This window comes from Limosilactobacillus mucosae DSM 13345, assembly GCF_001436025.1.
Taxonomy (GTDB): domain Bacteria; phylum Bacillota; class Bacilli; order Lactobacillales; family Lactobacillaceae; genus Limosilactobacillus; species Limosilactobacillus mucosae.
Genome location: NZ_AZEQ01000010.1, coordinates 66820 through 92326, shown reverse-complemented (window position 1 = coordinate 92326; position 25507 = coordinate 66820). Strand labels below are relative to the sequence as shown.

Below are 25507 nucleotides of genomic sequence, written 5' to 3'. Positions count from 1 at the left end.
GGGTTCGAATCCCACATACCGCCTCTGTAAAAAGACCATGTTCAAGTAAATTGGACATGGTCTTTTTTTGTATAATTTTATGAATAAAAATTTGAAATTCGATTCTGGATTAGTTGCAAGCGGTTGCTTCAATTCATGACAAACGCTTGCAGAAAAAATTTTTTGATCGACATGATAGGGCTCATCAGCGCTTATTTTGCATGGCTTTAGAGAATCTTAAACACAATTGAACGTATAATGATACATTGTCAAATTGCATGCGAAATGGTAATTTATATAAGAACACGCTTACATAATAATGGTAAGTGGGATTTTTAAAAGGGAAGTGATGAATATTTACTTCATGACCAGCTGTTTTTATAAACTGTGGTCAAAGCTGTAGATCAATTTGGAATAATCTGATAGTGATAGAGGGATTCATATGGTAGGAATTGTATTAACAAGTCACGGTGGTTTTGCTGACGGGATCAATCAATCGGCGGAAATGATCTTTGGTCAGCAGCAGGATGTGGCGCATGTAATTTTGAAGCCGGATGAGGGACCGGATGATATTCATGCCAAGCTTGAAAATGCCATTAAGGACTTTTCAGATCAAGAGCAGGTTTTATTTTTAGTTGACTTGTGGGGTGGTACGCCATTTAATCAAGCCTCGAGTCTGTTTGAAAAGCATCAGAATACCTGGGCAATCGTAACGGGGATGAACCTGCCGATGGTGATTGAAGCATTGGCCTCACGAATGACCATGAACTCAGCCCGAGAAATTGCTACACATATCGTTGAAACGGCTAAGGATGGTATCAAGACTCTGCCAGAAGAACTGATGCCAAAGACCAAGGCGCCAGGTGCACCAGCCAGTGCCAAGCCAGCCGTCAAGGGAGCCATTCCAGAAGGTACCGTTATCGGCGATGGTAAGATCAAATACGTTCTGGCACGGGTTGATTCGCGACTTTTGCATGGTCAGGTGGCAACCGGTTGGACCAAGGCAACCAATCCCAACCGTATTATCGTCGTTTCTGATAACGTTGCCAAAGACAAGCTGCGCAAGAATATGATCAAACAGGCAGCTCCAACCGGCGTTCATGCCAATACGGTGCCCATTGCCAAAATGATCAAGGTCGATAAGGATCCGCGTTTTGGCGATACGCGGGCCATGCTGCTGTTTGAGACGCCTGAGGATGCCTTGCGTGCAATTGAAGGCGGGGTCGGCATCAAAGAGCTTAATATCGGCTCAATGGCCTATTCAGAAGGAAAGGTCAACGTGAACCAGGTCTTGGCCATGAACCAAGAAGACGTTGATACCTTTAGAAAGCTCAAGCAGCTAGGAATTAAGTTCATTGTCAAAAAGGTTCCCTCCAGCAATGCTGAGGACATGGACGCTTTGCTGGACAAGGCTCAAAAGCTGATCGATGAACAAAAGAAATAAGGGGTTTTGATTATGTCTGCGATTTCAATGATCTTAGTTGTGATTGTGGCATTTTTGGCTGGTATGGAAGGTGTTTTGGATGAATTTCAATTCCATCAGCCACTGATTGCCTGCACATTAATTGGTTTAGTAACTGGCCATTTGGTTCCCTGCGTCATGCTGGGCGGCTCTTTGCAGATGATTGCTCTGGGCTGGGCCAACATCGGAGCTGCGGTGGCACCGGATGCAGCCTTGGCAGCCGTGGCCTCGACGATTATTTTTATTCAAAGTGGCGGTGAGATCAAACAGATCGGAACGGCGATTGCGGTTGCCATTCCTTTGGCGGTAGCTGGCTTATTCTTAACGATGATCGTTCGGACGATTTCCGTTGCAATTATTCATATCATGGACAAAGAAGCCGCTAAAGCAAACTTCCGCGGCGTTGATCTATGGCAGATGCTGGCCGTCAGTCTCCAAGGGCTGCGGATTGCGATTCCAGCAGCAGCCATGCTGTTCGTTCCTGCCAGTGCCGTCCGCGCCTTTCTGGGATCCATGCCGGCCTGGCTGACTGATGGGATGACGATTGGTGGTGGAATGGTGGTTGCCGTTGGTTATGCAATGGTTATCAACATGATAGCCAGTCGAGAAGTATGGCCGTTCTTTATGATTGGTTTTGCCCTGGCTGCCGTTTCAGAACTTACCTTGATTGCAATTGGGGCGATTGGTCTGGCATTAACGCTGATGTACCTGTCTTTGGAATCCAAGGGCGGTTCTGGCAGCAATGGCGGCTCGGGCAGCGATACCGGCGATCCATTGGGCGACATTTTAGATGACTATTAAAATCAAGGGAGCGACTGATTATGGCAGATAAGACGGAAAACAAAATTAAACTATCCAAGCGTGATCGCTGGGACGTCTGCTGGCGCTCAACGTTCATCCAGGGATCATGGAACTATGAACGAATGCAAAATGGCGGTTATGCCTACGCAATGATTCCCGCCATTAAAAAGCTTTACAAGAACAAGGACGATCAGGCAGCTGCTTTAAAACGCCATCTGGAATTCTTCAACACGCACCCTTATCTGGCCTCGCCAATCATTGGGGTTACCCTGGCGTTGGAAGAAGACAAGGCTAATGGGGCTGCTGTTGATGACGTTGCTATTTCAGGGGTCAAAGTCGGTATGATGGGACCATTGGCAGGTGTCGGGGATCCAGTCTTTTGGTACACGGCACGGCCGATTATTGCTGGTCTGGGGGCCTCAATGGCAATTTCTGGCAATATCGTTGGACCAATTCTGTTCTTCTTGATTTGGAACGCCATGCGGATTGCCTTTATGTGGTACACGCAGGAATTTGGCTACCATGCCGGCTCTAAGATCACGGATGACGTTTCTGGCGGTCTTTTGCAAAAGGTAACGCGTGGTGCGGCCATGATGGGGATGTTTATCTTAGGGACCCTGATTGAGCGCTGGGTTACGATCAAGTTTACGCCAGTCGTTTCCAAGACGCCGCTGCAAAAAGGCGCCTACATTGACTGGAGCAAGCTGCCAAACAATATTCATTCGGTACAAAAAGTATTAACTGAATGGAACATGGGCAAGGGCCTGTCATTGACCAGCTATAAGGTTACGACGCTGCAGGATAATCTGGACCAGCTGATTCCTGGGCTGGCTGGACTGCTGCTGACGTTCCTTTGCATGTGGCTGCTTAAAAAACGGGTCTCGCCAATCGTGATTATCATTGGCTTGTTTGTCTTAGGGATCTTGGGTCACGTCTGCGGCCTGCTGTAAGGTGAGTGAAATGGTTGAATCAATCAATGCCAAAGTCGAATACGTAACGGACGGCACATCTTTTATGGGGCCCGTATCATATGGCAAGATTATGATTGGCGATCGCGGCTTTGAATTTTATGATGACCGTGACGTCCGCAATTTTATCCAGATTCCTTGGGATGAGATTGACCTGGTAATCGCCTCATTGGTATTTGGCGGGCATTGGATTCCTCGCTTTAAGATTCGAACACGGCATAACGGTGAGTTTATCTTTGCCGCCAAGAATACCAAGGCAACTTTGCGCGCTGTTCGCAAACACGTTGATCCTCAGCATATGGTCAGAGCGTTGACGTTTACGCAGAAACTAAAGCGCGGCTGGCAGGGGATGCGCAACAGCCGCAAGCATTCAACAAAATAAACGATTGATTGGCACAAGAGAAAAGGCGCCTTAGGACTGATTCAACGGTCTTGAGGCGCCTTATCGCAATCAAAAATCCCGACTTCAAATATCAAGCCGGGATTGAAATCAATTAGAATTTAAATTCGGGAAACCAGATCTTAATCTCACGCGCTGCGCCATCAACGGTGTCAGAAGTGTGAATAACGTTTCGCAAAACGCCATCTGGCCATTCACGACCGAAGTCACCACGAATCGTCCCCCATTCAGCTTGACCAGGATTGGTAGCCCCGGCCATATTGTGAATGGCTTCAACGACATTGGTTCCGGAAACGACCATGCCGACGATCGGGCCTTCCATCATGTAAGTAAGGATTTCCGGCCAGAACGGTTTGTCAGTCTTATCGTAATAGTGGCGCTCAAGTTCATCTTGGGTAGCGTTGATCATCTTCAACGCTTCAATCCGATATCCCTTGCGTTCGATGCGAGTAATAATGTCGCCGATGTGACGCGTCTTTACGCCATCCGGTTTTACCAAAACCAAAGTGTATTCATCTTCGACCATATTAGCGGCCTCCCTTTAACAAATTATGTTATTAGCATATCATATCGCCTACTTTTGTCAAGAAATCGCTTTCAAAATAAATGATTTTTCTTTTCGTGTGGTTAAACGATAGGCTTTCGAATTTTCAAAATAAAGATCTTATTTTCATGCCAAGGCTAAATACTTGAAAATAAGACGAGAATCAGTAGAATTAAACCAGCATAGTTAGTCAGAGAATGATAGCCGGTTTTAGGACAGACTGGCTAAAATCGTGATTAGATGATTGGTAAAGAGAGAATCAGCAGTTGCCTGATACTGTTGAATCAATAACAGCGCATCCAATGTTCAGTTTTGAACGCGGATGCGCTGTTTTCTTTTGAAATAAACTAATACAATGTAAATGATGAATTGTGAATAGTGAATTGTAAAAAATAAACAGTTAACAATAGGTATGATAATAGTGAAAATCACTGATATTAAGGCATTTTATCTATCGCTCAGTAACCTGTATTAATGTAAATAGTGAATTGTAAAGAATGAATTGTGAACAGTGAATTATGAATAGCAAATTGTTGATTGATGAAAAGACGTTTGTTAAGTTTAATGATTTTAACGGTTTCGCACTGATAACTTAGATCTTGAATATTTTGCCTATTTCTCTAGCCAGCAAATCTAATAATCGACTATAATTAAATCAAACCATGCGGAAGGTGAGACTATGACAAGTTTATTAATGATGTCTGACGGCTGGGGGCTTTTCTGCCTTTTAGTATTAGGCTTGTTTTTAATGCTGGCAGTTGGCTTTTTGTGGGGCGATTTTTGTCGGCGGATGCGGCGCCATCGGCTAGACGTGCTGTCGCAGCGGCATCCGATCTCTTGGCAGATTCTCCCGTTGGATTCACCTGAGGCACTGCGCGGCTTGCGGATCTTTAACGGTTTTCACAAAACGCTTGAAGCTGCCAGCGAGCATCTGGCCAATAATAATCGTGATGCAGCTAAGGGAATCATGGATCAGTACATGACGCCACTGGAATCCAAGGCCTTTTTGCGGGAATGCGAGCAGCGCGTGTATGAAAGTCGGCGTGAATTAGACATGCAACTAGATCTGGTGCGCTGTCGTGAAGTCAAGCTGGAAGGTCAAAGAACGATTTTTGAGCTGACGACGCGCCAAAATGGTCACGAGCAGCGTCCCGATGGCAAACCGGCTGCTGTTAGCTATGAACGGGTTGATACGTTTATCTGGGATGAGACTCATGAGAAAATGCTGCGAATCTGGCGAGGCGGGGCTACTGGTCAGGAACTAGAAATCTGGATCTCGCAGTTTGTCTACCCCTATGGCAAATACTGGCAGCGGATGCGCAATGCTGCTTTGGCAGTTGCCGTACTGCTGATCGTGGCTGCTTTTGTAGTCGGCATTTGTTTTGGCAGCTGGCCGATCAAGAGCTGGGAGCCAATCATCTGGGCCTGCATCATGCTTTATGTTGGACTTGGCCTGTTGTTTTCGCCTTTGATTAATTCAGATCGAGATGTAGCGGCTGAAGAGTATGTTCGTTATTTCAATCGATAACCTAATATACGTTTTATTAAAATTTGTTTAACAGTTTCATGATGGGTTTTTAATAAACATTAAATATCGTATAATTAATTTATTCTGGTAGTCAGTTAATAATGTCAAAAATGTCCTGCTCGATCAATGCAATGTCGTTAAGCACTGAGCTTGACAATATTATTAGCCATTTGAGGTCATCTGATTAGTGAGGCAATCACTTTTGGATGGCCTTTTTTGATGTCTTTGATAAATTGAATTGGTACCGACGATTTTATATTTTCGTAAAATGGGTGCAGAAAATCTTAGCATTCGCGCAAGATTCATCAGTTGCTCTGTGATGAGTTACGCCCGATTATGATTCAAACTTTTCGTAATGTTAAACTAAATAGCAACAGCATTAATTTACATTAACTAAAAATAATAGATCAAATTCGAACCAATAATTAAGTGAATGTTTGGCGTCAATAAAATAATGACAGCGACCAAGAAAATGATGCTGATTATAATGAGAGAGTAGAAAAGTGGCAATTCATAGTTAGTGCCTTAAGAAAACTTGTGTTGGAAGCCTGATAAAACGATTTTAAGCAGATCTGGTAAGAAAGGCATCCATAATGATAAGAAACAAAGCAGCAATCATATCTCAAATGAACTCAGATAAAAAACGGCCTGACCGCAGGAAAGTCTGCTGCCAAACCGTATCAATGAATTTGATTTATCATGCAATTTTAGAAGAAAACAGTGCCTATAAAATGTTCAATACGGTACTGTTTTTTATTTAACGTCATGGTGCTGTTGTTCTTTAAGCATCTGTTTGATTTCCAACAGTTCCTGATGCAGCTGCCTATTTTCGGCGTGCAGCTTGGCGATTTCTTTTTTGGTGACCTCATGCGGATTGGTTGGTTCAAAATAAGTCGTGATCGTGCTGGTCAAAAGCCCAATGATGCTGACGCCTACGACCATCAGCAAAACTGCGGCAATCCGTCCCCAGAGCGTAGTCGGCGAGACATCGCCATAGCCCACTGTTGAAACAGTCGTCAAAGCCCACCAAAAGGCCGTTGAAAACGAAACGCCCTCTGAGATGCTGTACATGCCGGCTGCGATAAACAGAATTCCACAGCTGAGGTAAAGGTAGTAGATCAGACCATCCGTGTGAAAGAATCGTTTTAAGCGGACCGTCAGACCAACCAGGCGTAAAAGCCGCAAGACACGCAGCATGTGAAAGACGCGGGCGACACGGACAAAACGGAATAGCGTGAAGATTGAGTTGGTCGGGATGATTGAGAGCAGATCCCAGATATTTTCCTTGAAAAATTTAATTTTGTCTTTTGCGATTGCCAGACGTGCAAAGTAGTCAACTACCAGAATTGCCCAGATACCGCGATCGATCCAAACGTAAGGCGACTGGCTGAGATTAATGGCATGAGCGCAGTCAAACAATAGCAGCAGAATTGAAATTAAGGCGATCAGCGCGATAAACAGCTGATAGAGTAACAGAATTTTGTGTTTGCGAGGATTCATAGTTAATTTTCCCAATAGTATAGTAATTAATTAAATAATAATTCGTTTGTGGCAAGGTGACAATAGTTTGGTGTGATCAATGCTTCAATTTTGCGTTGAATTTTAGTGGTTTGTGATTATAATAAACAATATAGATATAAGATCCCCATCAATTATAAGAATGTGGGGGTGATCCCAATATTGATATTAGGGATATTGCTCTATAGCTGGTTTTCCCCATGTATGTGGGGGTGAGTAAATGCTCTTTATGAAAATTTTTGTTATGGTCGAACGTTATAGTAATGAAGGGCGGCGATGAAATCTAGAATTCGGCGACTGATACATGCTTTATTCGATTGATTTTAATTTCATACCTAAGCAGAGATTATTCGAACCATTTAATATTCAATTCGAAATAGAAGGTGAAAAAATGGGAGAGCTAACGACAGAAGAACTTTCTTTATGGGGAAAGAAAGCAATTCGTGATGATCAAGAACTTTGGTTGCCATTGGTTATACATTTGATTGATGCCAAAAATGTTATTAATTGGCTGTACAATCATTGGCTGACTGATAATCAAAGGTCATTGCTGATGATTGAAAATTCAGAAACTTTAACACAAAATGTAGTTAAATTTCTTGGCTATATTCATGATATTGGAAAGGCAACAACTGCATTTCAAACCAAGCAATCATATGCCCATAATGACTCGCTTGATGAAGATATTATGGAAAAAATGATTCGAGGTGGGTTCAAAGGCATCGATAAATTATCATTTCTGAAACGCAGTGCATCACCCCATGCATTGGCTGGTGAAGCGTTGTTGGAAGTATATGGCGTGAATAAATCTATTGCGGCCATAATAGGTGGTCATCATGGTAAGCCTTTAAGCAATCCAGTGGCAAAAGATACACAGTATAATTCAGAAAACTATTGGCCAGAGACGCCGGGAGAAGAACAGAATCGATGGAAAAAGGTTCAAGAGGATCTATTCCAATATGGTCTACATTTATGCGGGTTTCATACATCATCAGAAATTCCCTGGGTCAATAAAATTCAAGCAGTACTTTTAGAGGGTCTATTGATAATGGCTGACTGGTTGGCATCCAGTGAGTATTTGAATGATGATCCATCAAAACCGCTTTTTCCACTTATCGACATTAATGAATCTGCTGCTGATGTAAATACTGAAGAGCGTTATCAAAATGCTATCAATACATGGCAGATAACTGATGAGTGGAGTGCCGAGCAGGTCTCTGATATTGACGAATATTACGTTCGGCATTGGGGATTTCATCCACGTGAAGTTCAGCTGGCAATGTGTCAAGCAATTAGTAAGGCTCTTGATCCTGGCATGATGATTATTGAAGCGCCTATGGGAATTGGTAAAACTGAAATTGCTTTAACAGTGGCTGAACAGCTGGCTAGTCGATGTGGCTGTAATGGCCTGTTTATGGGGCTGCCAACTCAAGCAACGTCGAATGCAATGTTTGATCGAGTTGAAGATTGGTTGGCAAAGGAAGCTAAGGAACAAGATGCCAATCTTTCAATAAAGTTGATGCATGGAAAAGCCAAGTTTAATCAAAGAAACCAAGCAATACCAAGGGCAGAAAATGTACAAGGTTCGGGAGCAGTGGTTGTCAATGAGTGGTTTAGTGGCAAAAAATCAATTCTTGAGGAGTTTACTGTTGGAACAATTGACAATTTGCTGCAGATGGGATTGAAACAACGACATCTTTTTTTAAAGCACCTTGGATTGAGCGGAAAAGTAGTCGTTATCGATGAGGTTCATGGCTACGATGTTTATATGTCTTCTTATTTAGCAAAAGTTCTGCAATGGTTAGGTGCATACAATGTTCCGGTAATTGCCCTTTCTGCTACTTTACCAAAGGAAAAAAGAAATGAGCTTTTGAAAAGTTATGCGAAAGGTAAATTTGGTAGTGACCAATTTGAAGCAGAGCCTGGTTGGGAAAACAATGAGGCATACCCATTACTAAGTATGTTAGATGGCAAACGCCTAAAACAAGTAACGAATTTTGTATCACAAAAATCTAAATGCGTACAAGTTGAAAGAATCAATGTTGAAAATGATAAGCTGGTTGATATCGTAAATGACAAGATAAAGGATGGTGGCGTAGCCGGAATTATTGTTAATACGGTTAAAAGAGCACAGGAAATTGCTGACTTAATGCCAAAAGACGTTTTAAAGGTTGTCTTGCATTCTGCTTTTTTGGCACCAGATCGTCAAAAAATTGAAGAAAAGCTTCAAAGCATGATTGGAAAAAATGCTGCTCGGCCACCAAGACTGGTTGTGATTGGTACACAGGTTTTAGAGGAATCGCTAGACATTGATTTCGATGTTTTGTTTACTGATATTGCACCAATGGATTTGATTTTGCAAAGGGTTGGTCGATTGCATCGTCATAATATTAAGCGTCCTAAAGGCTTGCAAACCCCTCAGTTATACATTTTAGGGATTAATGACTATGGTGATTATGGAAAAAGCAATGAGTACATTTACGAAAAGTATTTGTTAATGAAAACGGATCATTTTTTAAAAGATAAAATAGCATTACCTGATGATATTTCAAAGTTGGTTCAGCAGGTCTATGACACAGCGACCGACAGCGAAGTTTCTGGCCTAAAAGAAGCTAGAGCAAAATTTGATAAAGATCAAAAAAATTCCAAGAATAAAGCAAAAGTATTTCAAATTGCTGAGCCTAAACAGCATAAACGTAGAGGGACAATTCATAAATGGCTTGATTGGGATCTCCCAGATGATAGGCAAGGTGAGATTAAAGCACAGGCAGCAGTTCGTGATATTCAAGAGACTTTAGAAGTTATTTTACTTAAAGAAATTGATCATCAATTTTACCTGCTAGATGGAAGAAAATTGGCTGAAGTTGATGATAAGACTATCTCTGATCAAGTTATCCGCTTACCAAGTGTTGTTACTCCAGAATGAAAATTAGATGAGATTATTAAAAAACTGGAAGACGTTACATTTAAAAATCTGCCACAATGGCAACAGAGTATTTGGCTGCACGATTCTTTGGCCTTGATTTTAGGATCAAAACAAACGACTGATTTTTTTGACTTTAGGTTAAGCTATTCATCTGATAAAGGTTTATGCTATGAAAGATTGGAGGAGAAGCATGGCTGAAGAAAGTTTTAATCTGCTGACCAGTCCTTGGATAAAGGTAATTGGACTTGATTCTGATGAAGAAAAACAGATTTCTTTAGAGGATCTCTTTCAAAATGCGCAAAATTATCGTCGGCTGGCAGGAGAGATGCGGTCGCAGGATTTGGCAATTTTACGTTTTCTATTAGCAATCTTAACAACGGTTTATACAAGGTTTGATGCGAATGGCAATCCGTATGAATGGCTGGAACTTGATTCGAAAAGCTGGCGCCCGATTGAAAATTCATTAGATGATGATACTGATGACATCCAAGAAGATTTATTGGCAACGTGGGAAGATCTTTTCCAACGAGGTAGTTTTTCAGATATCGTTGTAAAGTATTTGGAAAAGTATGCAGCACGTTTTGATGTGTTTGGCAAGCAGCCATTTTATCAAGTAACGGCTGAGATTTATGATGATCTTACCAGTAAAAAAATTGCATCGGGGAAAGGTACTGTTGCAATTAAACAGATGAATCGATTAATTTCGGAAAGTAATAATTCACCGGATATTTTTTCGCCAAAATCCAGTTCACAAAAAAACAAAATTGGAACTGCGGAGTTTGTCAGGTGGTTGATTAGCTATCAGAATTTCACGGGAACTACTGATAAGACGAAAATTAAAGGCGTTGAAAAGTATTCAGCATCAGCTGGTTGGCTATATGGTTTAGATACCGTTTATGCTCAAGGAAAAACGCTTTTTGAAACCTTAATGCTTAATCTTGTCTTGATATCTGATTTTTCTGGTGAGTATGGAAACATTATTCAAAAACCTAATTGGGAATTTGCAAGCCAAGCAGACTATGTTAAATATTTGCTAGAAAAAAAGGCCCCTGACAATATTGCAGGTTTGTACACCAACTGGTCGCGTATGATTTATGTACGATGGGATGAGGAGCCGACTGTCTTTTCAACTTGTCTGCCAAAATTTGATGATGACGCAATCAATAACGAAATTGAACCTATGACTACTTGGCGTGTGAAGGATCGTCATCATAATACTAAACATTTAAGTGATCTGGGTAAGAAAATGTGGCGAAATTTTGGGTTATATGTTCCTACTGAAGCTGATACTCAAAATGCCGATATGAAGCCTGGAATAGTCAACTGGTTGAGTTTATTAAAAGATGAACAGCTGATTCCGGATGCCCATTATGTGAATTTGGCAACGGCAAACCTAATCAGTGATGGAAATGCTACTTCTCAACTGCCGGCAGCAGAAATTAGCGATGACCTTTATATCAATGCCGATATTTTATTTGATTTGCATTGGACAACTAAGATTGAAGATGCTATTGAATATACTCAACAAATTATTAAGTACTATTGGGGATTTGCCAATGGGTTGGCTGAATTACGAGGTATAGGCGATAAAAGAGACTTTGCAAACAGATTGAGTGAAGACTTTTATAATCGCCTAAATGAGCCATTTAATAATTGGCTGATAGATTTGGATCCGATGCAACCAACGACTCCGCAAATTTTAAAATGGGAAGATGAGGTTTTGCTTAGACAGGTTGACGAACAAGTAAATGCAGTTATGGCAACAGCATCGCCTAAAGAAATTATTGGCAAGCATGAAGATAAGAATAATGAAAAAATGATTAAAAATATTTTTATCCTTGTCAATATCCTCCGCGCAAGCATCAATAAGTATCGAAAGAAATTGAGGTAGTGAGCATATGGCAAATGAAATCGCAAAGGTAACTGCGCAGATAATATATAGTCTTTATAATAACGGCAATTTGGATAAAGCGGTCTTAGCAAGTTTGCGGCATGCCGTAACAATTAAAGATCATCGTGCAGAAAATGTTTGGCCGATTATGTTTTCAAAAATGGCAGCAAGCGATATCAGCAATGATCCACAAGGCAGAGAAACACGACAAGAGACAGCTATCTACACTGCGCTTAGATGTTTTGCCATTTATCAGCAGGGCCTTACCCAGTTGAGTTACGCAAGTTCTAATCAAGTAAGTACTGAAGATAAAGGGCAGCAGTTGTTTGTCGCTTTGGCTGATTTAAGGAAAAATCAAGATAAACAGGCTGCTCTTGATCGGCGGATACAAAATCTTTTGTCTGCGACTAATATTGATAGTGTTGCCAAGAGTGTTACTCAATTGGTTAGAATTTTAAAATCTGCCGATAGAAATTTATTATTGGATTTTCCGCAGTTGGCGCAGGATCTATTTTTCTTTCAAATGGGTTATGAGTACTCAAGAAAGGTTTTCTTAAAATGGGGACGCCAGTATTATTGGCAATCAGTTTCAACTAATTAATACAAAAGATAAGGAAGGAAAAAACCATGACTAAAAATTTATACGTAGATATTCATGTACTACAAACGGTTCCAGCTTCAAACATCAACCGCGATGATTCAGGGGCTCCTAAGACGGCTCTTTATGGCGGAGTTACGCGAGCAAGAGTATCGTCGCAGAGTTGGAAACATGCAATGCGAGAAGCTTTTAAGAAAGATAGCGATGGTGCGGAATGGTTACTGAGTCATCGGACGAAAAAAGGTATTCAGCTTTTGGCTGCCAAGCTTGCCGAAAAGGATAATACCCTAGATTTAGATGCAGCAACTAAAAAAGCAATTGAGGTTTTCAAAGCGGCCGGCATCAAAGTAAAAAAAGATGAGAATACTACTGGTGCATTGTTTTTGCTTAGTGATGGCCAGATTGATAAATTAGCAGACTATGCTTTACAAAATGATTCCTATGATAAAAAAGAGCTTAAAGAAGTGTTTAGTGACAAAAATTCACTTGATTTAGCACTTTTTGGTCGGATGGTTGCTGATAATCCTGAATTAAACGTTGATGCAGCTTCGCAAGTTGCTCATGCAATCTCAACTCACGAGATCGTGCCAGAATTTGACTATTTTACTGCCTTGGATGACGAACAAGATAGTGCAGGAGCTGCTATGATTGATACGTTGGAATTTAATTCTTCAACACTTTATCGTTATGCCAACGTTAATGTTAAAGAACTTTTTCACAATCTGGGTTCTGCGGAATTAACGCTGAAAGGAATTGAGCTTTTTATCAAGAAATTTGTTTTGTCAATGCCAACTGGTAAACAAAATAGCTTTGCAAATAAAACAATTCCTCCATACGTAATGGTAACAATTCGAAACGATACGCCGGTTAACTTAGTTTCAGCCTTTGAAGAACCAGTTCGTTCAAATAATGGTTACATTAAAAAGTCAATTGAAAAACTTGAAAATGAGTATGATGTAACCCAGAGCTTTGTTGAAAAACCACAGACAACGGTTGTTTTGTCCACTAAAGAATCTAAAATTGATAATCAAGTTAAAGACATCTCATCACTACTTACCAACGTTGCAGAATGTTTAGAACGGATGATGAACGATGAAAACATTAGTGATTAGAATAGCTGCGCCTTTACAGTCGTATGGAGATCCGGCATCTTTTGAAAAAAGAACTACTTTTCGAGCTCCAAGTAAAAGTGCAGTTATAGGGATGATTGGTGCCGCTCTCGGTTTTCGCAGGGAAAGCGATGATTACAAAAGTTTAAACGATTTAGATTTTGCCGTTCGTGTTGATCAACCTGGCGAAGTGTTAAGTGATTTTCAAATTACCCACTATAGTTTAAAGAAACCAGGAAAACTTTCTCATCGAATATATTTGCAGGATGCGGTTTTTATGGTTGCACTTAGTAGCAAGCAAGACGCTTTGATGGAAAAAATTGAGTATGCATTACGGCATCCAAAATTTCAACTCTATTTTGGCAGGCGATCAAACCCGCCAGCTGGTATTTTAAAAATGAAAATGTGTCCAGATAAAACTGCTATAAACGTATTAAAAGAGTTGCCATGGCAAGCATCAGTATGGTTTCAAAGAAAGTACAAGAAAGATGTTTTTAATGCACGTATCTATGCTGATGCAAAATTAGTTCCAGACAGACCTAATCGCTTGATTAAAGATGCTGTTGGCTCATTTAATCAAAAAAGTCGATATTATGAGTATCGGTCAGTTGCCGAAGATAATGTTTTTTTAGAAAACAGTAATTACGTCCAACGAAAAAATACTGATCATGATATATGGGCATCGATTTAGATTGGAGAGAGATTGCGATGGTATATTTATCAAGAGTAGAAATCGATACCAAAAATCGTCGAAAAATTAAAGATTTAACTAATCTAGGCGCATACCATAATTGGATAGAGCAAAGTTTTCCAGACGAAATTCAAAAAGGTATCAGAAAAAGGCATTTGTGGCGTATTGATACGTTAGCCAATCGAAAATATCTGCTTGTTGTGAGTGAGGATAAACCAGATTTAACGATACTATCACGATATGGCATTGCTAATACGACGGCTACTAAGGAATACTCACCTTTTATCAATAGTATCAAAAAAGGACAACAATTACGTTTTCGTTTGGTAGCTAATCCTGTATTACGAAAAGGTGCTGGAAAGAATGGTGAGCGTGAACGGACTTTTCCACATATTACAATTAACCAGCAAAAAGAGTGGTTAATTAAAAGATCGGAGCGTGCTGGATTTAAGCTCTCTGAAAATAGTTTTGAGATTAAGGAACGTGATTTTGTACCACTTTATCATAAGGGAAATCGTCCAATAAGACTTAGTAGGGTTGCTTTTGAAGGAATATTGGAAGTCATAGATCCTATTGCACTTCAAAACACGCTAATTTATGGTCTGGGGCGTGAAAAGGCTTATGGTATGGGAATGCTAACCGTCATTCCTATCAACTAGCTGAGGTAATGGTATGAAAAAAATAGGAGCTGACAAGCCGAAACTACAAGAGCTTGGCAGAATTGACGATCGAATAAGCTTTTTATATTTAGAACACGCAGTTGTCAATCGCCAAGATAGTGCGATCAAAGTTGAAGACAGTACTGGAATCATATATATACCGGTTGCAATTATCGGTGTTTTGTTATTAGGACCGGGTGTTGATGTGACTCATCGTGCTATGGAATTAATTGGCGATTCGGGAGCTGCCGTTTTATGGGTTGGCGAGCATGGGGTTCGACAATATGCTCATGGACGGGCACTGGGACATTCATCAAAGTTACTAGAATTACAGGCAAAGTTAGTTTCAAACACCAGAACCAGGATTGCAGTTGCTCGTAAGATGTATCAGAAACGGTTTCCAACTGAAGACGTTTCACAGCTCACTATGCAGGAACTTAGGGGTAAAGAGGGTTCTAGAATCAGACGAGTCTACCGAGAATGGTCCAAGAAAACAGGTGTTGAATGGACTAGAAGAGAGTACAATCACGATAATTTTGAATCAAGCACACCGATCAACAAGGCTTTGACTGAAGCTCATCAAGCATTGTATGGGTTGTGCTATAGTGTGGTTGCTGCATTAGGTGCTTCGCCTGGGCTTGGTTTTATTCATACGGGTCATGACTTAGCTTTTATCTATGATTTTGCTGACCTGTATAAAGCTGAGTTTTCAATCCCAACTGCTTTTGAAGTAGTTGCCGCATATGGGGACGATAACATAGCCGATCGAACGAGATGGGCTATGAGAGATAAGATTCGTGAAAGTAAACTAATCTTAAAAATGGTTGCTGACTTAAAGGACTTGCTCGGTGATGATGATACTCGCAATGCAGATATTATTAATCTTTGGGATGATAAAGAAGGATTGCAAAAATTTGGTGTTCAATATCATGAATTTGGGGATGATGATTCATGATTGTGATAACCCTTTCAAAAGTTCCAATGTCATTGCGGGGTGATTTGACTAAATGGTGTCAAGAAGTACAAACAGGAGTCTATGTAGGTAATTTTAGTGCTCGTATCAGAGACCTGCTCTGGGAACGTATTACCAAGTCGATTGGAAACGGTGAAGCAACGCTTATCTATAGTACTAATAATGAACTTGGCTATACATTCAGAACTACACGAAAAGACAAAGAAGTTATTGATCTTAATGGATTACCATTCATCAAGCATTTAAAAAACAGTCCAGGATCTGTCAAACATGGATTTAGTAAAGCTGCCAAGCTTCACATAGCTAAAAAAATACAGGAATCAAAGCTTTCAGAGGCAAATTCAACTTCGGCTAGACAACGAATAACTAATTTGGTTGCAATTGATTTAGAGACAACGGGCTTAAAACCTACAAACAGTGAGATTATTTCAATCAGTGCAGTAAAAAGAATCGATGAACAACAAGTAGAGAAATTTAATCGATATATTAAAATAGAATCAGAAGTTCCAACTAACATTCAAAAATTAACGGGCCTATCCAATCAGTTGTTAGACTCAGAGGGTGAGTCCCTAGAAAAAGCGTTAGATGAATTTCAGACCTTTATTGGTGACTATGCTATAGTTGGTTACAATTTGATTTTTGATCAAAGCTTTCTTAATGCTGCATTTATAAAAGCTAATAAGCAAATTCTTTCAAATCGTATGATTGATTTAATGCCAATTATAAAGAAGGATCAAAAATTTTTAGATAATTATCGGTTGGCGACAGTTCTTAAAAAGTATGAAATTAAGAATGACCATCCGCATAAATCTATATCTGATGCAATGGCTACTTTGAACCTAGCGCTTAAACTAATCAAAAATGACAAACTAAGGATCTAAAAAAGGCGTCATATAGGGATCTATTTACTGTATTCCCCATGTATGTGGGGGTGATCCTACAAGGAGATCACTGGCAAGGACTATGTGGACGTATTCCCCATGTATGTGGGGGTGATCCTGGAGTACGTCTTCTTACCATCTTGCGTATCATGTATTCCCCATGTATGTGGGGGTGATCCTGTTACCACCCGCAATGGACTTGCCTGGCGCAAGTATTCCCCATGTATGTGGGGGTGATCCTCCCATTGCCAACAATGAGAAACCATCGCGATTGTATTCCCCATGTATGTGGGGGTGATCCTCAGTTGCTATGGTTATGACTCAGACTGCCGGTGTATTCCCCATGTATGTGGGGGTGATCCTCAGCTTGATGTTCTTCGATACGACGAAGTCTGGTATTCCCCATGTATGTGGGGGTGATCCTGATGTTTGTACCATGTCGACAGCCTTAGCGTAGTATTCCCCATGTATGTGGGGGTGATCCTGTCGTAAAGGCGGACCTGGCAAGCGTTAAATAAGTATTCCCCATGTATGTGGGGGTGATCCTACTAAACCACCTATTAAGAATACTAAAGGGGGGTATTCCCCATGTATGTGGGGGTGATCCTATTGTGTTCTTTTGGGTTGGCTTGATCGTCTTGTATTCCCCATGTATGTGGGGGTGATCCTTAGCATACACAAAACCGCCAAAATACGCTTGCGTATTCCCCATGTATGTGGGGGTGATCCTTAATTTCGTTGAATTGTAGATCTTGACGCCGTGTATTCCCCATGTATGTGGGGGTGATCCTCGATAAGCAGTCATACACGGACACGATCGACGGTATTCCCCATGTATGTGGGGGTGATTTGATAAGGCGATGATTAGGTGTCCAATTAAAGCGGTATTCCCCATGTATGTGGGGGTGATCCTTGGCTAAGTCGCTGGGCAAAAAGCTCGGCTACGTATTCCCCATGTATGTGGGGGTGATGTCAGCAAAGAAGTCCAAAAGCAACTGGATAAAACGTATTCCCCATGTATGTGGGGGTGATCCTGCACCTGTTGGCACGGTTAGATTTCTGATATAGTATTCCCCATGTATGTGGGGGTGATCCTGGCAACGCAAGGCGACGACCGCCTTTTGAATAGTATTCCCCATGTATGTGGGGGTGATCCTGAACGAATCGATCGTATTGAAAAGATGATCCCGTATTCCCCATGTATGTGGGGGTGATCCTATGTATTCTATTTTCAAGATGTACTACCCAGTGTATTCCCCATGTATGTGGGGGTGATCCTTCATCATTTTGCACTTCAAGTTGACAACACGTGTATTCCCCATGTATGTGGGGGTGATCCTCAAGTAGCGTTTGGCTAGGTCTAACTGTGCGTGTATTCCCCATGTATGTGGGGGTGATCCTTGATATATCAATCCCGTTTAACAGTTCATTTTGTATTCCCCATGTATGTGGGGGTGATCCTTCTCTTCGCTTGCCGGATCGCACCCCGCCGCTAGTATTCCCCATGTATGTGGGGGTGATCCCTGCAATTGTGGATGCGCTAGGCCGTGCACCCCGTATTCCCCATGTATGTGGGGGTGATCCCTAAACTTTAATTCTTATCATTAGCCCATTTATATAATGAATCCAAAAATTTCTTTCGTTTTTTTTCTTCAGATTTAGAAATTTTTTGTTTCTCAATCGAAGATAAATTATTTTTCAGTTGATCTAATGTAGGGTGATCAGTCCATCTGCTATCGGTAAATTGTTTTTTACTGCTCATCTTGTATCACCTTGATATATGGAATTAATTCTATTTTTAAGCATACCATATCCTATTACTTTAAAAGCAGTGCCTCTTTCAAACAGAACTTCTTTTTCTGCTGAGTTAATGTTAATTACATCTAAATCGCGTCCCTTACTGCTTTTAACAATAATTATTCTCAAATCTTTGTTATCAGGATCATGAAGTATTCCCCATGTATGTGGGGGTGATCCTTCCGTTTACGTGATACAGACAGACCAATTTTCGTATTCCCCATGTATGTAGAGGCAGTCTGCTCAACTGAAACTGATTGATAACTAAAATAGCGCTATATCAAGCTTTGAAGCCTGGTATAGCGCTATTGGTAGTTTTAGACCTGTTGATCAAACGTTATGCTGAAGCTTTGTTGGCACCGTGACGTTTGATCAGCCAACTGGCAATTGCAGCCAAAAGCGTCCAGATCAGACCCAGCAGACTAATCTTGCAACCCAGTGCCAAACCTGGAACGTGATAATGCAAGACCACGTGATGAGTACCGGCAGGCAGACGCAGACCAACAAATGCTTGATTGGTTCTCAGTAGAGTGGCTTTTTTGCCGTCAACAGTCGCCGTCCAACCAGTTGAGTATGGAATCGAAGAAGTCAAAATACCTACGCGAGAAGTCTTGATGGTACCAGAAACCTGATTACGCTTGAATTTGACGTTTTTAAGCGCGTGTTTTTGAATCTGACGCACTTCTTGATTGTATTTGGTTCCCAGTTTTTCGGCAACTACCTGATATTGCCAGTGATAGATCCCCAGCTTAGAAGGCTTGAGGGTTAAAGAAGATGGCATGCCCTTAGCAAAATAGCCGATATTCATCGTGCCGTTTTTAACCAGCTTGAAAAACGACAGCTTGCTTTGCTTAGGCTGTTCTAAGGTCTCCGTACCCAGACGACTGGAAATCTTGATGGCATAGCTCATGTCTGGGGAGCCGTTTAAAATGTGGTAGCGCCAGAATTTGTACTGGTTAAATCGATAGTTGACGATATCGCCAGGATTGGTGGACTGCTGCTCAGCGTGCTTTTGCTCATAGGCAATCTGCTGTTTCATTGAAAATGGCTGATACTTAATGGAAGCAAATTCAACATGCAGTTCGCTGTTTTTGAGCTTCTTTTTGAAGGCCTTGCTTGCCAACTGAGGCAGCTGCAGTTGGTAGGTTTCCAGACTGTCGGTATATTTAAGCCCAGATGACTTGATCTTGTTCAATCGGTTGGAAACCAACTGCGACTTCAGCGTAATGACGTTGCCCTTTAAGTTGGCCGGCTTCATACCATTAGTGGCGTTGGTATTTTTAGAGCTGACCGTAACCCCGCTGGCCAGGGCGCGTTCCTTAGCAGTTGGCAAAAGCTTTTGGTAGGCTTTTTTGCTGATGTAGGAATCTTGCCAATAGAGCAGTGGGAACGCGTTATTGGTCTGGTAACGGTTGGTCGTCGTTGGGATCAGCTGCGTCTTATCGGTTGGATTGCTTGGCTGACCCACGTCATAGTTGATCTTGGGTTCGGTAGTGGCACTTAAGAAGTAGCCGCCAGGAATCTTGTTGGCATTGCTGCTGTTGCTCTGTACGAACAGATACTTGACGCCCAAGAAGTTGTTTAAAACGGTTCGATCATCAACCTGGCGCAATGGTACGTTGGCTTCATATTGGGTATTTTGCAGCGAGGTGCTGAACTGACCTAGGTATTTATTTTGCAGTGAATAGTACGAATCGATGTTATGCATACCAGAAGTCAGATCATTGTCCAATAGACCGCCAGTAGTGATCTGATTGCCAGAAATCGTTGAGACCCGAAAGAACGAGCCATCGTTTAAGCCTTGTTCCAATCCGCCATAGCGATTCTTGGCAATTGACTGATATTGGCCGCGAACCAGCGTACTGTTGGCAAAATTACCGTTGTATGGCGTGCCGACGTACAAAGCGTTGCAGGCGGCATTGGCGAGAATGATCGCAACCAGCCAGCGATCGGGATGTGGCGTGCCATGCAGATTCATGATCCAGATCATCAAAAGTGACATGATCAAAAAGATGATTGGCATGAACATGGTCGTATCGTTTTGAAAGGCATAGGTGGCGACCAAAATAATCAAGTAGATTCCAGTCGCCCCAGTTAAGATCCAAAGCGTGTGCCGATCAAGCTGCGTAGCATTTTGTAAAAGCAGGCAGACCGACATTGCAATTGGTAAATAGATCAAAAGCGTCCAGCGGTTTGATGCGGCCATCATACCATTGAAAAATGCCCCAACTGCCGGAATTAGCAGCATAACCAATGCCATTGCCAGACTGATCGACAACAGTGGAAACTGGCGCGCCCGCGTGTAAAGATAAACGATGGCGATAAAAGCGATGCTGACCAGTCCCAGTGCCGACCAGAACATAAACGTCCACTGGTCACCATTGATCAATTGCTTGGGCAAAAACAAATAGTAGTAGAGTGGATAATGCTTCAGCCCATTGGCAAATTCAGCCCCGGCTCGCGTAGAGTTCATGACGGCCATAATCTCAGGTACCAACAAACAAGCTGAACACAAAATACTGGTGATTGTGGCAAAAGCCAGCTTAGCCAGCGTTTTGCCATAGTTTAGCGTCCGCCGGTAATTTGTAGCTACACGCAGCACCAGATAGATAAAGGTCCCAATCCCCAACACATAAGCCAGGTAATAGTTGTTGACCAGCATCCACCAAAAGGCAAGCGCTAATGGCCAAGCCGAGCCGCCTTGTAAAACACGTTCAAGTTCAACGACTAAAATCGGGAACAGAATAAACGTTGTCATAAAAAACGGCTGCGCGATGCTGGCATAGAGTAAGTATGAATTGACCATGTAGACCACGGTGCCGCCTAAGATGACGTGATCCCGAAAAGAAAAGTGGCCAGCAAACCAGCAAAACGTTAGTCCAACAAAATATGTTCTGACAACGGTGATAACTTGATAGGCCAGCGTCAGTTTAGCAGCCGGAAACAATAAGGCTAGATAGGCAAACACGTCGCCAATCGTATAATACGAAAAAACCTGGAAGGTATCGGTACCCAGCCCCATGTTCCACGACCACCAATTTAGCGAGCGCGTTGGATGATGGAGCCAGCCCAGCACGATTTTTCGGTATTCACCGAGCAACGGAACGTGTTGGTTGAGGGCATCCTTATTCCAGATTAATGTATGTCCGGTAATCGCATAGCTGCCGAACATGCACAGCGCGATCAGAACAAACATCAGCGTGTATTTGAGATACAGCATGCGATGATCACGCTTTTCAAATGAAAAGTTCATCTTGTTAACCCCTTAGTTAGATAATACCAATCTATTTTACTATAGTTGCCAAAAGTGAGACTCAACAAAATTCTTAAGATTGTGGTACGAAAAATCAGGTTGATGATGAAGATCACTATCAAATGCGAATCTCAGTCCGTTTGTTGGATACTTGGATCATAGATATTTGTTAAAATTTACTTTAAAAACAACGCCACCAATCAATTACGAAAACATAAAAAAGCCGCCTGATCAGCGACTTTCATAATTTAGAAATTCATTTTGTCTATGCAAAGCTGATTAAGATATATCAGTCGGCCAAATAGTTCAGTAAATCAGGCAATTGCTGTTCCATTTCGATCATGCCCTCGTCATGGAAGCCAGCCAGCTTTTTGACATTATTTTCAAAGCGACCGACCTTGACCGGCTTTTGTGGTGTAATGCAGTAAAGCTCGTGATTTTCAAATGCGACATCGATCTCATCGCAACGCTGATTGTATACTTCAGGCCGATTGATGCCTTCTTCGGCAAAAATAGGGTAATCTTTGTACTGCCGATGATAAAGCGCCTTGACCAGGGGACTGGAAGGCTTTTTACGATAGGATGCCTCACGGGTTCTAACAACGACAATCTTGTCAAAGCCTTGCTCTTTGGCAAGATAGGTTGGAATCGAATCAGCAATCCCACCATCAAGACATGGGCCTTGATCAGTCTGCTGTGGCTCAACCAAAAACGGCATGGAACAAGATGCCTTTAGGGCAGTTACCAATCCATCGCCGCGATAGTTGACAAAATCAATGCGCTTACCAGTTTCGATTGAAGTAGCAACCGCCGTAAAATTAGATGCTGAGCGCTCATAGGCAGCATGATCAAATTGATGCCAGTCCCAGCCGTGATCGTCAAACAAAAAGTCCAGGTTCAAAATATCCTCATGACGCAGACCACGCTTAAGTGAAACGTAGTCGGAATCGTGGCGGTAGCTAGTGTTGACATGGTTGACATAGTTATATTGTTTAGCAACGTAGCAGGCGCCGCATAAAGCACCTGCCGAAACGCCAATCACGCTTTTAAACTCAATGTGGTGCTTGAGCAGACAGTCCAAAACGCCGGCCGTATATTGACCGCGAAAAGCCCCACCTTCTAAAACCAGCGCAGCATTATAAAGCATAGCAATCCCTCTCTCTTCATGCGATTAATCGAATAATCGAATTAGGTATGATTATAATAACATATTGTCGTAATCTCAAAAATTAATGAACAGTAAAGAGGTAAAAAGACCGTAAGAAAAAACGCCGAAAATCAACTTGCTGCCGATTTCCAGCGGTTGAACTGCCAGTCAGCGATTGCACTGAGACATTACTATTATTACAAAGCAGCTGAGCGATTGAGCTGATTTTAAGTCTCTTTGCGGTCAGCGGCTTAATTTTGTGATTGCTTTTTTTCTTGTTCTTCGGCTTGTTTTTGCAGCTCACGGTTGACCAATTCCGGATCAGCCTTACCGGGATTGAGCTCGGTAATCTTACCGGTGCCGGCATAGATTACCCATTCAACCAGGTTGACGATGTGATCGCCAATCCGTTCCAGTAAATGAATAACGGTGATGTAGTGGCTGCCGTCTTTGATCAGTTCAGGATGATTATGCATCTGATTGATGATTTTTTCATGTACCTGAACGTACTGCTTGTCGACTTCCAGATCCATATTGGCAACGGAATAGGCGGTCTGTTCGTCAGTGTAGACATAGGCATCGAGAGCCTTTTCCAACATATGACGCACGGTTTCGGCCATTTCGGCGATGTCGTTTTCGATGTCTGGCCAGTGTTGGTCCATACCTTTAATACGGATGGCGTCTCTAGCTATATGAGAGGCGTGATCAGCCATTCGTTCCAGATCTGAGCTGGCTTTTAGGATGCTCATGATTGAACGAAACTCGTTTTCTTTTGGCTTTTGAATGTTCATCAGCTTAAAGGCGTGTTTTTCCAAGTAGGTTTCGCCATCATTGATCAATCGGTCGTTTTCGCCGACTTCTTTGGCTAGTGCCACATCGCGATCAATGAACGCCTTGGTTGCCTTATAAATCTGTTCGGAGGTGTTGATCCCCATTTCCATAAAACGGCCACGCAGTTTTTTTAGCTCATCGTTAAAAATCTCGTTCATATGATCTCTCTCCTTTATGGGGCTTTTTTCTTTGACTACTATACTTGTCTAATGTAAAAAATGTGTAAATATGAGGTAAAATTATCTATCTATTTTATAAAAGGCTAATTCCCAACGATTACAGACCTGTTAAAAAATTACAAGGGACACTGAAGGGGAAAATCATACGTCAAGATGATTAATCAGACCGCTGTATCGGGCAGCGGTCTTTTTTGTTACATGCAGATAGATCTCGCGCGTAATGGTGGAATCCTTATGACCTAACCGCTTTGAGATCAGCTCAACTGGCACGCCTAGCTCAGCTAATTTAGAAGCGTGCGTATGGCGGAAAATATGCGTCGACAGTGGTTTGTCTAATTTTAATTCTTGCTGAATTATGTCAAGCCGATTGTTAATTGAAGTAGGGTTGATAAAAATACCGGTTTTAGTTTGAATACTAAATAAAAGGTCATTAGGCTGCTTATTCAGACAATACTGGCGAAAAATTCTGACCGCTTTATCTGGCAGAAGAATGGTCCGGTTGCTGCTTTGAGTTTTGGGAGTGCTGCTAATTGTATACTTACTTTTGGGTTTGTAAGAATAATCCAACGTACAGTCAATTTTGACATACCACTTGCCATTTTCTTGAAAAACTTTCTTGATCTGCAGAGCGAGAATTTCACCGATCCGCATGCCAGTAAGATATTGCCACAACAAGACGTCAGCATGTACTGGATTGATTGCTCTAACAGCTTCCAGCACCTGTTTGACCTCATCATCATCAAGATACTTATTTTCAATTTTTTTCGCTGAATTATCGCGTTTCCAATTAATCTCAAGCTGACCAATTGGTGTTGCACTATAGTCATGCCGGTACGCATAGCGCATCAGCTGATTAATCTTAAACTTGATCAGACCAACGTAAGTATTGCTATATCCACGCTGATAGATCATAGCTTCCAGCATATTGACCAGATATTTATTGGTGATTTTTGATACCAAAATGTCTGAGTTGAAATTCTTTAAAATATGCACCTTGAGATTTTTCCAAGCCGCAAACGTTGAAGGTTTAACCATTTGCTGATAGTATACTTCAAATTCTTCAATTAATTCGCCGAATGTAACGCCTTCTTTGATCTGACCATCTGCAAGATGACGAAGTTTCTCTTCAATCCGCTTGTTCAGGGTCTGCTGCGCCAGCTTGCGCGTGGTATTGGTTTTCTTGTCCATCGTAATTGATACGCGCGTGTACTTGAGCGTCAGAGGGTTTTTAAATTGTTCGACAAACTTGACTTTGCCAGTTTTAGTGGGTTCAGTCCACATGATTGATCCTTCTTTCTATAAGTAAAAATGAATTTACGGCTGCCAGGCACGTGTATAGGTTGAAGAACCAATCGTTATTCTAACTAACTAA

The 25507-nt window shown here is 41.7% G+C and carries 19 protein-coding genes, 1 pseudogene and 1 CRISPR repeat array; of the genes and pseudogenes, 13 read left to right on the top strand and 7 right to left on the bottom strand.

Going from position 1 to position 25507, the window contains the following annotated elements:
• Nucleotides 1-421 precede the first annotated feature (421 nt).
• The 4 genes from FC47_RS05825 to FC47_RS05810 are packed head-to-tail and all read left to right on the top strand — an operon-like array spanning nucleotide 422 to nucleotide 3592.
• Complete coding sequence (locus FC47_RS05825) at nucleotides 422-1423, top strand: PTS sugar transporter subunit IIB (RefSeq protein ID WP_006499663.1); 1002 nt, start codon at nucleotides 422-424, stop codon at nucleotides 1421-1423.
• 12 nt (nucleotides 1424-1435) lie between these two features.
• A complete protein-coding gene (locus tag FC47_RS05820) occupies nucleotides 1436-2242 on the top strand; it encodes a PTS mannose/fructose/sorbose transporter subunit IIC (protein WP_006499664.1) in 807 nt (268 codons plus the stop codon).
• Between the two features lie 20 nt (nucleotides 2243-2262).
• On the top strand, nucleotides 2263-3192 hold the full coding sequence (locus FC47_RS05815) for a PTS system mannose/fructose/sorbose family transporter subunit IID (protein ID WP_056968390.1): 930 nt from the start codon (nucleotides 2263-2265) through the stop codon (nucleotides 3190-3192).
• Nucleotides 3193-3202: 10 nt separating this feature from the next.
• Nucleotides 3203-3592 (top strand): DUF956 family protein, encoded by a 390-nt coding sequence (locus FC47_RS05810; RefSeq protein WP_056968389.1) that lies wholly within the window; start codon nucleotides 3203-3205, stop codon nucleotides 3590-3592.
• 112 nt (nucleotides 3593-3704) lie between these two features.
• On the opposite strand, the gene ndk is transcribed toward FC47_RS05810, so the two are convergent.
• Nucleotides 3705-4136: a nucleoside-diphosphate kinase gene (gene ndk / locus FC47_RS05805; protein WP_006499667.1), complete on the bottom strand. Its 432-nt coding sequence runs from the start codon at nucleotides 4134-4136 to the stop codon at nucleotides 3705-3707.
• 697 nt (nucleotides 4137-4833) lie between these two features.
• On the opposite strand from ndk, the gene FC47_RS05800 reads away from it, so the two are divergent.
• A complete protein-coding gene (locus FC47_RS05800; RefSeq protein WP_045025353.1) occupies nucleotides 4834-5682 on the top strand; it encodes a hypothetical protein in 849 nt (282 codons plus the stop codon).
• A gap of 753 nt (nucleotides 5683-6435) precedes the next feature.
• Here the strand turns inward: FC47_RS05800 and FC47_RS05795 are convergent.
• Nucleotides 6436-7182: a potassium channel family protein gene (locus FC47_RS05795; protein WP_006499671.1), complete on the bottom strand. Its 747-nt coding sequence runs from the start codon at nucleotides 7180-7182 to the stop codon at nucleotides 6436-6438.
• Nucleotides 7183-7591: 409 nt separating this feature from the next.
• On the opposite strand from FC47_RS05795, the pseudogene cas3 reads away from it, so the two are divergent.
• The 8 genes and pseudogenes from cas3 to cas2e all read left to right on the top strand — a co-directional run bounded on the left by cas3 (nucleotide 7592) and on the right by cas2e (nucleotide 16928).
• Nucleotides 7592-10324, top strand: a pseudogene (gene cas3 / locus FC47_RS05790) (CRISPR-associated helicase Cas3').
• A complete protein-coding gene (locus FC47_RS05785) occupies nucleotides 10317-12017 on the top strand; it encodes a type I-E CRISPR-associated protein Cse1/CasA (RefSeq protein WP_048345076.1) in 1701 nt (566 codons plus the stop codon). Before cas3 ends, FC47_RS05785 begins: the two are co-directional and overlap by 8 nt.
• 7 nt (nucleotides 12018-12024) lie before the next feature.
• The gene (gene casB / locus FC47_RS05780; protein ID WP_039945597.1) at nucleotides 12025-12618 is read left to right on the top strand and encodes a type I-E CRISPR-associated protein Cse2/CasB; all 594 of its coding nucleotides are present in this window, start codon (nucleotides 12025-12027) and stop codon (nucleotides 12616-12618) included.
• Between the two features lie 26 nt (nucleotides 12619-12644).
• The gene (gene cas7e, locus FC47_RS05775; RefSeq protein WP_039945599.1) at nucleotides 12645-13727 is read left to right on the top strand and encodes a type I-E CRISPR-associated protein Cas7/Cse4/CasC; all 1083 of its coding nucleotides are present in this window, start codon (nucleotides 12645-12647) and stop codon (nucleotides 13725-13727) included.
• On the top strand, nucleotides 13708-14415 hold the full coding sequence (gene cas5e / locus FC47_RS05770) for a type I-E CRISPR-associated protein Cas5/CasD (protein WP_039945600.1): 708 nt from the start codon (nucleotides 13708-13710) through the stop codon (nucleotides 14413-14415). Before cas7e ends, cas5e begins: the two co-directional genes overlap by 20 nt.
• A gap of 17 nt (nucleotides 14416-14432) precedes the next feature.
• Nucleotides 14433-15074, top strand: a complete 642-nt coding sequence (gene cas6e / locus FC47_RS05765) for a type I-E CRISPR-associated protein Cas6/Cse3/CasE (protein ID WP_006499676.1) — start codon at nucleotides 14433-14435, stop codon at nucleotides 15072-15074.
• 13 nt (nucleotides 15075-15087) lie between these two features.
• Nucleotides 15088-16029, top strand: coding sequence for a type I-E CRISPR-associated endonuclease Cas1e (gene cas1e, locus FC47_RS05760; RefSeq protein WP_056968388.1), 942 nt, complete (start codon nucleotides 15088-15090; stop codon nucleotides 16027-16029).
• Complete coding sequence (gene cas2e, locus FC47_RS05755; protein ID WP_056968387.1) at nucleotides 16026-16928, top strand: type I-E CRISPR-associated endoribonuclease Cas2e; 903 nt, start codon at nucleotides 16026-16028, stop codon at nucleotides 16926-16928. Before cas1e ends, cas2e begins: the two co-directional genes overlap by 4 nt.
• A gap of 29 nt (nucleotides 16929-16957) precedes the next feature.
• Nucleotides 16958-18513: direct repeats of the CRISPR family, unit length 29 nt; unit sequence GTATTCCCCATGTATGTGGGGGTGATCCT.
• Nucleotides 18514-18519: 6 nt separating this feature from the next.
• On the opposite strand, the gene FC47_RS10600 is transcribed toward cas2e, so the two are convergent.
• The 5 genes from FC47_RS10600 to FC47_RS05735 form a co-directional block, all read right to left on the bottom strand.
• A complete protein-coding gene (locus FC47_RS10600) occupies nucleotides 18520-18690 on the bottom strand; it encodes a hypothetical protein (protein ID WP_155519151.1) in 171 nt (56 codons plus the stop codon).
• 372 nt (nucleotides 18691-19062) lie between these two features.
• The gene (locus FC47_RS05750; protein ID WP_056968386.1) at nucleotides 19063-21978 is read right to left on the bottom strand and encodes a YfhO family protein; all 2916 of its coding nucleotides are present in this window, start codon (nucleotides 21976-21978) and stop codon (nucleotides 19063-19065) included.
• Nucleotides 21979-22267: 289 nt separating this feature from the next.
• Complete coding sequence (locus FC47_RS05745) at nucleotides 22268-23125, bottom strand: patatin-like phospholipase family protein (RefSeq protein ID WP_056968385.1); 858 nt, start codon at nucleotides 23123-23125, stop codon at nucleotides 22268-22270.
• A 251-nt stretch (nucleotides 23126-23376) separates the two neighbouring features.
• Nucleotides 23377-24114: a phosphate signaling complex protein PhoU gene (gene phoU, locus FC47_RS05740; protein WP_056968384.1), complete on the bottom strand. Its 738-nt coding sequence runs from the start codon at nucleotides 24112-24114 to the stop codon at nucleotides 23377-23379.
• Between the two features lie 162 nt (nucleotides 24115-24276).
• Nucleotides 24277-25416, bottom strand: a complete 1140-nt coding sequence (locus FC47_RS05735) for a tyrosine-type recombinase/integrase (protein WP_006499531.1) — start codon at nucleotides 25414-25416, stop codon at nucleotides 24277-24279.
• Nucleotides 25417-25507 lie beyond the last annotated feature (91 nt).

Coding starts and splice junctions, on each gene's coding strand:
- FC47_RS05825 (WP_006499663.1), top strand. CDS start 422: ATGGTAGGAATTGTATTAACAAGTCACGGTGGTTTTGCTGACGGGATC.
- FC47_RS05820 (WP_006499664.1), top strand. CDS start 1,436: ATGTCTGCGATTTCAATGATCTTAGTTGTGATTGTGGCATTTTTGGCT.
- FC47_RS05815 (WP_056968390.1), top strand. CDS start 2,263: ATGGCAGATAAGACGGAAAACAAAATTAAACTATCCAAGCGTGATCGC.
- FC47_RS05810 (WP_056968389.1), top strand. CDS start 3,203: ATGGTTGAATCAATCAATGCCAAAGTCGAATACGTAACGGACGGCACA.
- ndk (WP_006499667.1), bottom strand. CDS start 4,136: ATGGTCGAAGATGAATACACTTTGGTTTTGGTAAAACCGGATGGCGTA.
- FC47_RS05800 (WP_045025353.1), top strand. CDS start 4,834: ATGACAAGTTTATTAATGATGTCTGACGGCTGGGGGCTTTTCTGCCTT.
- FC47_RS05795 (WP_006499671.1), bottom strand. CDS start 7,182: ATGAATCCTCGCAAACACAAAATTCTGTTACTCTATCAGCTGTTTATC.
- FC47_RS05785 (WP_048345076.1), top strand. CDS start 10,317: ATGGCTGAAGAAAGTTTTAATCTGCTGACCAGTCCTTGGATAAAGGTA.
- casB (WP_039945597.1), top strand. CDS start 12,025: ATGGCAAATGAAATCGCAAAGGTAACTGCGCAGATAATATATAGTCTT.
- cas7e (WP_039945599.1), top strand. CDS start 12,645: ATGACTAAAAATTTATACGTAGATATTCATGTACTACAAACGGTTCCA.
- cas5e (WP_039945600.1), top strand. CDS start 13,708: ATGAAAACATTAGTGATTAGAATAGCTGCGCCTTTACAGTCGTATGGA.
- cas6e (WP_006499676.1), top strand. CDS start 14,433: ATGGTATATTTATCAAGAGTAGAAATCGATACCAAAAATCGTCGAAAA.
- cas1e (WP_056968388.1), top strand. CDS start 15,088: ATGAAAAAAATAGGAGCTGACAAGCCGAAACTACAAGAGCTTGGCAGA.
- cas2e (WP_056968387.1), top strand. CDS start 16,026: ATGATTGTGATAACCCTTTCAAAAGTTCCAATGTCATTGCGGGGTGAT.
- FC47_RS10600 (WP_155519151.1), bottom strand. CDS start 18,690: ATGAGCAGTAAAAAACAATTTACCGATAGCAGATGGACTGATCACCCT.
- FC47_RS05750 (WP_056968386.1), bottom strand. CDS start 21,978: ATGAACTTTTCATTTGAAAAGCGTGATCATCGCATGCTGTATCTCAAA.
- FC47_RS05745 (WP_056968385.1), bottom strand. CDS start 23,125: ATGCTTTATAATGCTGCGCTGGTTTTAGAAGGTGGGGCTTTTCGCGGT.
- phoU (WP_056968384.1), bottom strand. CDS start 24,114: ATGAACGAGATTTTTAACGATGAGCTAAAAAAACTGCGTGGCCGTTTT.
- FC47_RS05735 (WP_006499531.1), bottom strand. CDS start 25,416: ATGTGGACTGAACCCACTAAAACTGGCAAAGTCAAGTTTGTCGAACAA.